The organism is Alicyclobacillus acidoterrestris (assembly GCF_022674245.1).
Taxonomy (GTDB): domain Bacteria; phylum Bacillota; class Bacilli; order Alicyclobacillales; family Alicyclobacillaceae; genus Alicyclobacillus; species Alicyclobacillus acidoterrestris.
In genome coordinates this window covers 942,501-954,084 of record NZ_CP080467.1, presented here as the reverse complement: position 1 = coordinate 954,084, position 11,584 = coordinate 942,501, and the positions used below count along the sequence as shown (strand labels likewise).

Genomic DNA, 11,584 nt, shown 5'->3' with positions numbered 1-11,584 from the left:
GCACCTATTGCTTATGACGCGTTGGTTAACTCGGAAATCATATCGCGCAGCTGCGCAGCGCGCTCGAATTGCAATTCCTTGGCTGCTTCGCGCATCTCAGCTTCCAATTTCGCGACCAGCTCTTTGCGTTCGCGTTTACTCAACTGCTGCGCCTGCTCAGCCACGGAGACGTAATCCTCCGTCTCCTCAGCGACCTTCGTTGACTCAATCACGTCGCGCACAGCTTTGCGAATCGTCGTCGGCGTAATGCCATGTTCCTCGTTATAGGCTATCTGCTTCGCGCGACGGCGCTCCGTCTCGTCAATGGCGATACGCATGGAATCCGTAATTTTGTCCGCGTACATGATAACAGCGCCATTGGCGTTGCGGGCAGCGCGCCCAATCGTCTGAATGAGCGACCGATGCGCACGCAAAAAACCTTCCTTGTCCGCGTCGAGAATCGCGACCAAGGATACCTCCGGCAAATCGAGCCCCTCCCGCAAGAGGTTGATGCCGACCAGGACATCAAAGGCGCCCTTGCGCAAGTCTCGCAAGATCACCATGCGTTCGATGGTTTTGATATCGGAGTGCAAATAGCGCACGCGGATGCCAATCTCTTTGAGATAGTCCGTCAAGTCTTCCGCCATCTTCTTCGTCAGCGTCGTGACGAGAACGCGCTCGTCATTGCGAATGCGGGCGCGGATTTCGCCGACGAGATCGTCAATTTGACCCTTGATGGGGCGAACAGAAATGGTCGGGTCAAGCAGCCCCGTTGGACGGATAATCTGCTCAACAATCCGCTGTTGGTGCTCTTCTTCATACGGTCCGGGCGTCGCGCTGACGTAGATGCACTGGCCGACAGCCCGCTCAAACTCTTCAAACGTGAGCGGTCGGTTGTCCGCCGCGGACGGGAGCCGGAATCCGTGTTCGATCAGCGTCTCTTTTCGCGATCTATCACCGCCGTACATACCGCGGATCTGCGGCAGCGTCACGTGCGACTCGTCGATCAGCGTCAAGAACCCCGGCGGAAAATAATCGAGCAGCGTGTTGGGCGGCTCGCCAGCCGCACGGCCTTCGAGATGTCGGGAGTAGTTCTCAATCCCGGAGCAAAAGCCGATTTCCAACATCATCTCGATGTCGTACATCGTCCGCTGCTCCAAGCGCTGAGCTTCGAGCAATTTGCCGTCGTCCCGAAGTTCTGCAAGCCGCTCGCGCAGTTCTTCCTTAATTCGCGAGATAGCCATCTCCAACCGCGGCCGCGACGTCACGAAGTGAGACGCCGGAAAAATGCTTACGTGATTCCGACGCGCCACCACCTGGCCTGTGACCACGTGGATTTCGGTTATCCGGTCAATTTCATCGCCGAACAACTCGACGCGAATCGCATTCTCGTCGCGCGACGCAGGGAAGATCTCCACCACGTCGCCGCGCACGCGAAACGTGCCACGCGTGAAATTGATGTCGTTGCGTTCATATTGCATATCGACGAGCCGTCGCAAGATCTGGTTGCGGTCCATCGTTGCACCCACACGCAAAGACAATACGTGCTGGCTGTACTCAGCAGGACTACCTAAACCGTAAATCGCAGAGACACTGGCGACGACAATGACGTCGTTACGCTCCAGCAACGCCGCCGTCGCAGAGTGGCGCAACTTATCGATTTCGTCGTTGATTTTGGCGTCCTTCTCGATAAACGTATCCGTCGAAGGAATGTACGCCTCTGGTTGATAATAATCGTAGTAGCTGACGAAATACTCCACGGCGTTGTTGGGGAAAAACTCCCGGAATTCTGCCGCCAACTGCGCAGCCAGCGTCTTATTGTGCGCAATGACCAACGTCGGCCGATTCACTTCTTGAATAATGTTCGCCATGGTAAATGTCTTTCCGGAACCCGTCACGCCCAACAGCGTTTGGTGCCGAAGTCCCGACTCGACGCCGTCAACCAAAGCATCAATGGCCGCAGGCTGATCTCCCTGCGGCTTATATTCTGAAACAAGTTCAAACTTTCCGGGTTGCGTCGCCAAACCAAGCCCTCCCGTCAAGTGCGGTATTCGATCGTTTGTCGTTATATCCACGCAATTCCGCTAGGCGGAGTGCGAAGTCTGTGTATCCATTAGGATTACCTTATCACGAACACGGCAAAAAGGGAACATGCGTTCCCTGCTACGAGTGAGAAATGTCTCTGTTTGGAATTATAGAGAAGTCTGCATAGAGGGTAAAGGAGATGTCACTGGAAATCCGTAAGCTCGGCCAACCACTGCAACCGATCTGACGAAACGACAATGACCAAATTCGAATCACAAGCGTCGTCACGGCGACGTCTGCGTGGACGATGTTGTCTGTGGCATGGCCGCCGCCGTACCCGGCGCCGCATCTTGGCGCAGAATCACGATGTTGACCCGCCGGTTCTGTTGACGATGGGCGGGTGTGTCGTTTGGCACAATATTGTGGTATTGCCCGTACCCCGTTCCAGACAGCCTGTCCGCAGAGATACCGTCAGCGGACAAAAAGCGAACCACACTCATCGCGCGGGCAGAGGACAGTTCCCAATTGGAAGGATAGGTACTCGTGCTAATCGGCTGATTATCCGTATAGCCTTCCACCACAATATCGTTCGGTAATGACTTGAAAAACGGAACAAATCCACGAATCAAATTTTGCGCATTTGACTTGAGCACAGCTTCACCCGTGTCAAATAGTGCGATGTCCTTCATCGTAATCTGGACACCCCGCTGCTGATTCGTGATTTGTACTTTATCTTGCAAATGATGTGAAATCACGTATTGGTTTGCCATCTGATAGAGATCTTGAAGCTGTTGATCTTCATCCTTAGCAGATGAGGTTGGCGTCGTCTTCGCTGGCGTTGGCACGTTCATCGGGGGACTGTCACCCGTGTCGTTATCACCCGAGAGGAGCAGTGAACTCTTACCCAGCCCCTGCAACGGTATCTCGTTGCTTTGGTGCAAGGCACTCGCCAACGATTCAGCCAACGTGGCAAACTTCACCTTGTCGACACTGGACATTGCAAACATGATGATGAAAAACACGAGCAAAAGCGTGATGAGGTCGGAATAGGTGACCATCCACCGCTCGTGATTTTGCGGTTTCCTAGGCTTGCGCGGTCTCGGCATCGGTCTCACCCGCCTTTGCGTTCTTCCGCGCGCGCTGCGAGGACGCGAGGAACGACAGAAGCTTCTGCCTCAATACGTTCGGGTTCTCACCCGCCTGGACGGACAAAATACCTTCCAGAGTCATCTCCCGCTCAAGGATTTCATCTTCAGATTTCGTCCTCAACTTATTGGCGATTGGTAGCCAAAAGACGTTTGCGCTGGCCACGCCGTACAGCGTAGCGATAAACGCAGTGGCGATTTCTGGCCCCAGTGATGTCACATCCTGCAGGTTCCCAAGGACGTGTACCAACCCCATGACCGTACCGATAATACCCATCGTCGGCGCAAATCCGCCCGCCGCCTCAAACATCGCTACACCAGTTTCATGCCGCCGTTCAATGTACGCAATTTCCGTCTCCAACATCTCTTTGACCAACTCGGGGTCCACACCATCGACAATCTGGCGAACGCCATTCTTTAGAAACACGTCGTCATAATCGTCAACCTGCTCTTCGAGCGCAAGAATCCCTTCGCGTCGAGCCGTTACGGCCATATCAACGAGCAGTTCAATCGTATCGTGGGGGTCCTTTGCCTTCGTGAAGAAAGCGATTTTGAGGTATTTGCCAATCGCCGAGAACGACTTCATCCGGCTCGATACCAACGTCGCGCCAAGCGTGCCGCCGAACACAATCAACGCCGCAGAAGGCTGAACGAGTGTGCCGATACTCCCCTTGTCCATAATAAAACCGGCCAGCAGTCCGCCGATACCAACCACTAATCCTATAATCGTTGCGAAATCCATTGTGGTTCCTCCCCCATGACTAGCCGAATCCGCCCTATTTCCTGCGTGTTCGAATCCAGCCAAATGGCTGTCCGACCGCGTTTTGTACTGGTTTGGCCTGTCGGCTACCACAACGTTTTGCTTGTCACTGCTGTTTCAAGTACAACGTTTCGAGGAATCCGAACGGTCGTGCCAATTTCAACACAGGTGCCTCACCTGACACGACGACAATCAGGCCTAGCTGGTGTCGTTCGCCTTCATACACCGGATTGCCAATCAGTCGAACTTCACCACGCCGGTCAAGCACCTGAAATTTCGCGTAAGCCGGGTTCTGTTCAAACGCAAAGTGCAGGTCGTACTCGGTGTGTACCGCCGTCTGATTGATATGCGTAATCACTTCGCCCGGTAAAATCCCCAACTTGTGTGACAGTGAATTGCGAATGGTGTACAACACCATGACACCCTGTGAAGATGGCGAATACGCCGGTTCACTCGCTTCATCCACACGCCGCCAGACGTACCGCACCACTTCCATAACCACAATGAGAACGGGCGCTGCCAAGTAACCCATGTCGGTGTGCAGCCAGTAAACCACGGAAAAGCCCGCAGCGAGTATCGCGGCGTAGAGCAAATTCCAACGTCGGAACTGAATCAGAACTCGCTCAGGTTTCAGTGCTGTGAACAGTGCATGGATCCCAAACACCGTCGGCATCACACACAGGGTGACCGGATGATGGAGTTCCATCAACCACGGTCTGACGCCATCGTGAAAACTTACCCCCACACCATCTATCGGGGACATCCAAATGACGAGCGGCATTGAAAAACCCAATTGTAACTTGAGTGCCCCAATTCGACGTCCGCGTTTGCTCGTGACCAGCGCTGGAAATACCGCGTCGCGAGACGTCCACCACTGGAGAAACAATTCAGCCAAGCAAACGACAATGGCAATCAGCACCCAAGACCTCATTTGAAAAGTCTGCAGAAACTCAATGATTCTTGCATACCAACTATTTCCCGATACATGCAAGTAATGTGCGACAAAGGAGCAGGTCAGCGCGATCGGAATCGCCACGATGGAACTGAGGAAACGAAATCGGAAAAGCCCTAGTACGAGGGACAGCACGGCGACAAACAGAATCGTTTGCCAGGACGCCGTTGCCCCCAACAACACGAGGGCGACAGAACCAGCTAAGCCGATAACACAGGCCTTGATATACCGCAAAATCACAGGCTGAATAATCCGCGTAACGCGGACACCAAACCACAGTCGTTCATGTTTAATATTCCGGACTAAATCCCAAATCACCAGCGCCGTAGCCACATAGTGGAGAGGATTGAGTAAAAATGCGACTACAGCGACGAGGACAATCTGCCCCCAGCCACCTGCTACCGTCCAGTGCTGCATGCCGTAGGATTCCTTTCTGTACGCCGTGTATCACCTGTCGAGCTGACAGGCCGTCACAGTGTGCACCAGTTGACTGGCCACACTGATGAATTCGCGCGCGTACGTGCAAATTCCTGTCAGCTCGGCACCGTGATACGAATTAAACGCGAAGGAATTTCCTTACGGACATGACGCCACCCCAGACGCCAAGCAGGATGCCAATGCCAAGCAGCACCACTGCGAGCTTCGCAATCAAGGCGCCACTCGAAACCAGATTGATGGAAAGGATAAGCGGAATATCGTGGATTCGGTCATACACCACATGATAGCCGTACCCTAAAATCACAAGCGGAACGACCGCACCAAACACCCCGATGAGCATGCCCTCCACGATAAACGGCCAGCGAATGAACCAGTTTGCAGCTCCGACGAGTTTCATAATCTCAATTTCGCGGCGTCTCGAAAAAATGGTCATGCGAATCGTGTTAGAGATGAGAAACATGGATGTCACCAGCAGGGCGATGACAAACACAATGCCAATGGTGCGCAGGACGCTCACCGTCCGGAACAAGGATTTGACATACGATTTTCCGTCTTGAACTGTATCGATATCCGGCATATGCCGAACCTCGTTGGCCACCTGCAACGTCTTACTCGGATCTTTGGCCTTAATCACCAGCTGCACCGGCAGCGGACTCGACTTATACTGCTCCAAAATGTCCTGATACTGGCCAAACTCCTGCTTCATTTCATTCATGCCAGCCTCTTTGCTAATCACCTGAACCGAGGCGATATCCGGCATAGAACGAAGTTTCTGCGCCAACTGCTCCCCTGCTTGTTCTGAGGCACTCGGGTGCATATACGCCTGTACCTGAACTTGGTTGGTCACATATTTCGACATTTGCTGTGCGTTCATCGCCAAAATCAGCGTCAGACCCAGGACGGCAAGTGTCACCGTCACGGCGCTGACCGAGGCGAATGTCATCCACCCATTGCGCAAGACGTTCCGGAACCCCTCGCGGAGGTGACGCAGGATTTTACTCATCATATCCATATAGCCCCTTCTGTTCGTCGCGAACGATGATCCCCTGTTCAATCGCGATCACGCGGCGACGCAGCGAGTTCACAATATCCCGGTTGTGTGTCGCCATCACAATCGTCGTCCCCCGGTCATTAATGCGCTGAAACAAGCGCATAATCCCCCAAGAGGTGTCCGGGTCCAGATTGCCAGTGGGTTCGTCAGCGATAATCACGGCAGGGTTGTTGGCAAGCGATCTCGCCACCGCCACCCGCTGCTGCTCCCCACCCGACAATTGCGACGGGAGCATGTCCATCTTGTCTTCGAGCCCCACTTGCGTGAGCACATCCTCCACGCGACGCCGGATTTGGCGCTGGCTCAACCCGATGACCTCCAGCGCAAACGCGACGTTCTCGGCCGCAGTCAGTTTCGGCAGCAACTTAAAATCCTGAAACACGACGCCGATACTGCGCCGCAGCAACGGAATCTTCCTGTCCTTCAAACGCTCAATGTTAAATCCGTTGACGAAGATATGCCCCTTTGTTGGGCGAACCTCGCGATACATCAATTTGATAAATGTAGACTTACCGGCCCCACTGGGTCCGACGACATATACGAACTCACCCTTTTGAATGTGAACAGAAATTCCATTCAACGCAGAGGTGCCGTTGGGGTATTCCTTCCAGACATCCTGCATTTCTATCACTGTGCAATCAAACTCCTCTACTCGAATGTTTCGGTGTCGAACGAGAACCCGCCCAGTAACAAGAAACGCCGAATTCTAATCCACCTAATGAAATTCGACGTCATTCGGCAAAATTCCTGTTGTAAATTCTGGCTTCGTCAAAAGTCAATGTGCTCCGAGTGCACCGTATACCGCTGTAGACTCCGCCAGTCGACGCGCTCAGCCACACCACACATCGCCTCCACCCGCAAAAAACCAGGGCGGGAGAAGCGTACTGGAGGCTGGACGATATCCTCGACAAAATACCGATCACTCGGCCCCACATCCGTCGGCAACTGAAACCCGGGCAAACTGCAGAGCGCGATGTTGTGCAAGCGACCGATACCCGTCTCATACATCCCGCCGCACCACAACCCGAGTCCGTGCGCACACGCCTGATCATGGGCGCGGCGCGACTGCGTAAAACCGCCGACGCGGCCGGGTTTTAAGTTGATGACGCCACATGCACCAATTTCAGCGGCGCGACGGACGTCCGCGGCGGATCGGATACTTTCGTCGAGGCAAATGGGGGTCTGAATGCGGTGCTGGAGCCGGGCGTGATCGACCAAATCGTCAGGCGAGAGCGGCTGCTCAATCATCATCAGCGACAATTCGTCCAACTCGGCAAAAGTGGATTCTGGGGCATCCTGATAGGCACTATTCGCGTCAGCCATCAACGGCAAGTCGGGCAGCGCGTCGCGCAGCGCCCGGAGCGGCAACAAGTCCTCACCCGGCGCAACCTTCAGTTTGATGCGCTGATAGCCAGCGCGATTTGCCGCCTGCGCCCGCTCGACGAGCGCATCGACAGAGTCCTCCATACCTAGGCTGATACCGACGGGCACGTCCCGCTCCTGACCGCCGAGCAACTGGTACAGCGGCGTCTCCGTCTCAGCCGCAAACGCATCCCAAACGGCCATTTCGAGACCAGCGCGCGCCATCGCATTGCCTCGGATAGCCAGTAGGCTATCCGCAAATCGATCGAGATGAGCTACCGAATGAAACACCTGACCCCGCAGACGGCCAACCAAGAAGTCCCGCAACACGTGCCAGGCGGTCTCCACCGTCTCCTCGGTATACGTGGGTTCCCGCATCGCGACACACTCCGCCACCCCGCGTGCACCCGCCGTCGTCTCCAATTCGACAATAATCAGATCCCTACCCGTATGTACCCCGTACGACGTGCGCGTCGGCTGTCGCAGCGGCATACGTAATCTATGTAATGTGCAACGCTTCACCTGCAATGCAAATGCCCCCCGAACGTCTATAGTATCCGTGTGTGTTCCCTATAATCTGGCCGTCGACGCCACTACAATATCTCCCACACGCGCGTACACCTAAGGATCCCGTACGTGCCACGACATCCGCGCAGGGCCACCCTATGTGTCTACCTAGTAGGCGTCTACAACAGACAAACGCCCGCCTAACACCGTCGGCGGACGAAGACTGATCACCGATTTTCCAACGTATCCCTACTTTAGAGATTCCCCTTCAAAGTACCGCATCAACGCGACAATCATCGCGCCCATACGCTCCTCCTCTGGTGCGACAATGCGCTGCACGCCATTCTCCCGGAGGCTCTCCGCAGTCACTTTTCCAACGGCGGTCGCGACGACTTCGTCGAAGCCAGCCACCACTGCATCCACCTGATTTTCCTTCGCCGCGTAATCGAATAGAAAGCGAACCTGCTGCGCACTGGTAAATGTCACAGCATCCACTCGGCGATGGACAATGTCCATCAACAGCGCCTCTAGTACATCCGCTTCCGGCGGCAAATAGGTATAAGCATGAATGAAGCTCACATTCGCGCGCTGTTCGACACACCACGTATCCAACGACTTAGGCAGGTCGCCATGCAGTTGCACCACCACCCGCTTCCCCGCCACATCGAACGGTTCCAGGGCCCGCAACACGCCGTACGTCGTCCCATCGTCGTCGCGGGCGTCTGGTTCGATGCCGTGATCGACCAGGAATTTGGTGGTCTTGCGCCCACGCGCGGCGATTTGCACCGTCTGCAAAAACGCCCGCAGTGCCTCGAGCCGACCACAACGCTGAGCGATGTCCCATACCTTCTGCGCCCCAACACCGGTGGTGAAAATCACCCAGTCGGCGCCGGTATCCAACAGCTCCTCCAACTCCCGCACAACGAGCGCCTCATCTGTGTACGACGTCCCTTGCAGCGGCCTGAGAACAGCCTCGCCACCCAACTTCTCCACCAATGCTGTAATCTCGTCACTTCTCCGATCCGCCGCCACAACGATCCGCTTCCCCTCAAGCTTCACACGCCCACTCCCTCTCTATCTGCTCTGCCAAACAATCACGTTCAATGTGTACCTGTAGCCTACCTTACGATTCCACTGTAGCAATTGCAATGTCCGATGAGGTGAAAGAAATGTGACGGAGGCCGGGGGCGGTGGGGCGGGGCGCAGTGCCAAGGGCCAGGCAGCGTAGTGCAGGGGGTGCGGGAGACCTGGTCGCGTGGTGCAGGAAGCGCAGGGGACCCGAGCCCCGACCCGGCAGCATAGTGCACGTTTTCTGCCTTATTTGTGACATTGCAGCGGATTCGGGGTATTTAGTGCATGAATTCTACCTTATGCCCGGTAAATCTGCGGAAATTGGGGCCCAAGGCGGCGAATAGGGTATTTTTTCGACCTTATCCCGCGGCTTTTCAGTTGATATGTCTTATTAGGACATGTAGGTGGGTGGCAGGGGGCGCGTATGTGGCTTCGGAGACGGTTGGGCCGGGAGCCGGGGGCCGTGCCGGGGACCTGGCCGCATAGTGCACGTTTTCTGCCTTATTTGTGGCAGTGCTGCAGATTCTGGGCATTTAGTGCACGAATTCTACCTTATGCCCGAAAAATCTGCGGAAATCGGGGCCCAAGCCGGCGAATAGGGTATTTTTTCGACCTTATCCGGCGGCTTTTCAGTTGATATGTCTTATTAGGACATGCAGGCTGGGTGGCAGGGGGCGCGTATGTGGCTTCGGAGGGTGATGGGCCCGTGGCCGGGGTGCGGTGCCGGTGGCCAGGTCGCATAGTGCACGTTTTCTGCCTTATTTGTGGCATTGCAGCGGATTCGGGGCATTTAGCGCACGAATTCTACCTTATGCCCGCAAAATCACCGGAAATCACGGCCCAGGGTGCCGAATAGGGTATTTTTCCGACCTTATCCGGCGGCTTTTCAGTTGAGCGTTTTGCAGAATGGTCGTTTTGGGTGGAGGTGAAAAAGGAACAACACCTAGGGGAAGTAAACTAAATTCCACATACTGGTATTCTTGCGCCGTTTCTCGTCACGTCAACTCGTTTTGATTTATGCAGTCTTCTTGTGTCGTTCGATATGGTTCACAGCTAGTGCCGATGCAAGTAACACGATCGCGTTGAGGAACATGTGTGTCTTTACTTTTCGGATGCCTCGGACATGGACGTCGTTCGCCGTCAAATTCGTCTTAAGCCTTGCGTTACAACGCTCTACAGCAGTTCGCTCGTTGTATAACAGCTTCCAATTCTGCGTGCCTCGGTGTGGTGCGCAGTAACGCCGAATATCTTCTGTGATCCGCTTTTTGACCACCATACCGTAGTTGGATTCGGAACATGTCGCGATTCCAAGCGGACAATCTACCTTCCCAACCGCGTGCGGGCAGCGAAACTTTAGTCGGTCACCGTCTGCACCCCAATACACCATGTCATATCCCATCGTGCAACGCGGCGTCCCGTCCGATGCGATTCCTTCAGGCGGTTCTTTTTCACCGCGCTTGTTCATCGCGATAATTGCCTGTGCACCATATTGACGAACCGTTTCATAGTTTTTGACTTGATCATATCCAGCGTCCATCATGACAAAGTCGATTTTCCAACCGTGCGTCGTCACGACGTGTTCCAGCAATGGCGCCGCCATCTCACCATCAAAGACGTTCGCTGGTGTGACATCCAAAGCAACTGGCAGTTCACTCGCGGTGTCCACAGCCAAGTGGAATTTGTATCCGAACCAAGCAAGTTTGTTGCCAAAGGTATCGTATTTTGCGCCCCAGTTGGCATTGCCCGTTTCCTGGCTCTTGGACTTAGGTTGCTTTTTCTCGTAGGACTTCACGGCGGCACTGTCCACAGCCAAATGGCGACCGTTGATGATGCTCGCTTCTTTACATTGACTGACCAGGTCAATGAAGAGCTTCTCAGCGAGACCCAACTCAACAACGGCTGAAAACACGCGACTCAGTGTGGAGACCGACGGGGCTGCTTCGTCGATTCGAAACCCACACTGGTAGCGAAAGCGTATATCTCGCGCCAACCGTTCATGAAGCCTTGTGAACGTTGAGATTCCTTCAAGCGGAGCAGCCAGCAGTGCACGCAGAATCGCTTCACGATTCATAGGTTTCGCGCCTTGGGGTGACTGTTTTCTCAATTTCGAAGCATAGGGTTGTAAATCCAAGACAGCAAAGAACAAGGGCAGACGATCGCTGGAGTCAATTTCTAGCCAGTCTTCAAAGGAAAAGAGCGATGGTTGGAGAATATACAAGTGGGACTTCCCTCCTCGAAAATTTCTTGTTTGGTCACTTGAAATCTTCTCGAAGGTTGGGGTGAAGTCCTTTTTC

9 protein-coding genes are annotated in these 11,584 nt (G+C 54.5%); all 9 read right to left on the bottom strand.

The features are described 5' to 3' along the window. Nucleotides 1-11: 11 nt before the first annotated feature. Nucleotides 12-2,003, bottom strand: coding sequence for an excinuclease ABC subunit UvrB (gene uvrB / locus K1I37_RS04470; protein ID WP_021297831.1), 1,992 nt, complete (start codon nt 2,001-2,003; stop codon nt 12-14). Between the two features lie 285 nt (nt 2,004-2,288). Next, nucleotides 2,289-3,110, bottom strand: a complete 822-nt coding sequence (locus K1I37_RS04465) for a flagellar motor protein MotB (protein ID WP_021297830.1) — start codon at nt 3,108-3,110, stop codon at nt 2,289-2,291. After that, the gene (locus tag K1I37_RS04460; protein WP_021297829.1) at nt 3,088-3,891 is read right to left on the bottom strand and encodes a flagellar motor protein; all 804 of its coding nucleotides are present in this window, start codon (nt 3,889-3,891) and stop codon (nt 3,088-3,090) included. Before K1I37_RS04460 ends, K1I37_RS04465 begins: the two co-directional genes overlap by 23 nt. 124 nt (nt 3,892-4,015) lie before the next feature. Next, nucleotides 4,016-5,278 carry a PDZ domain-containing protein gene (locus K1I37_RS04455; RefSeq protein ID WP_021297828.1) on the bottom strand — a complete coding sequence of 421 codons (1,263 nt, stop codon included), beginning with the start codon at nt 5,276-5,278 and terminating at the stop codon, nt 4,016-4,018. Nucleotides 5,279-5,417: 139 nt separating this feature from the next. After that, nucleotides 5,418-6,311: a permease-like cell division protein FtsX gene (ftsX, locus tag K1I37_RS04450; protein WP_021297827.1), complete on the bottom strand. Its 894-nt coding sequence runs from the start codon at nt 6,309-6,311 to the stop codon at nt 5,418-5,420. After that, nucleotides 6,295-6,981, bottom strand: a complete 687-nt coding sequence (ftsE, locus tag K1I37_RS04445) for a cell division ATP-binding protein FtsE (protein ID WP_021297826.1) — start codon at nt 6,979-6,981, stop codon at nt 6,295-6,297. Before ftsE ends, ftsX begins: the two co-directional genes overlap by 17 nt. 137 nt (nt 6,982-7,118) lie before the next feature. Further along, a complete protein-coding gene (gene menC, locus K1I37_RS04440) occupies nt 7,119-8,234 on the bottom strand; it encodes an o-succinylbenzoate synthase (RefSeq protein ID WP_236613917.1) in 1,116 nt (371 codons plus the stop codon). Nucleotides 8,235-8,468: 234 nt separating this feature from the next. After that, nucleotides 8,469-9,278 (bottom strand): uroporphyrinogen-III synthase, encoded by an 810-nt coding sequence (locus K1I37_RS04435; protein ID WP_021297824.1) that lies wholly within the window; start codon nt 9,276-9,278, stop codon nt 8,469-8,471. A gap of 1,027 nt (nt 9,279-10,305) precedes the next feature. Further along, nucleotides 10,306-11,508: a transposase gene (locus K1I37_RS04430; protein ID WP_242215907.1), complete on the bottom strand. Its 1,203-nt coding sequence runs from the start codon at nt 11,506-11,508 to the stop codon at nt 10,306-10,308. Nucleotides 11,509-11,584 lie beyond the last annotated feature (76 nt).

Excerpts from the sequence above, each read along its gene's own strand:
- K1I37_RS04465 (WP_021297830.1), bottom strand. The coding sequence starts at position 3,110 with ATGCCGAGACCGCGCAAGCCTAGGAAACCGCAAAATCACGAGCGGTGG.
- K1I37_RS04460 (WP_021297829.1), bottom strand. The coding sequence starts at position 3,891 with ATGGATTTCGCAACGATTATAGGATTAGTGGTTGGTATCGGCGGACTG.
- K1I37_RS04455 (WP_021297828.1), bottom strand. The coding sequence starts at position 5,278 with ATGCAGCACTGGACGGTAGCAGGTGGCTGGGGGCAGATTGTCCTCGTC.
- ftsX (WP_021297827.1), bottom strand. The coding sequence starts at position 6,311 with ATGGATATGATGAGTAAAATCCTGCGTCACCTCCGCGAGGGGTTCCGG.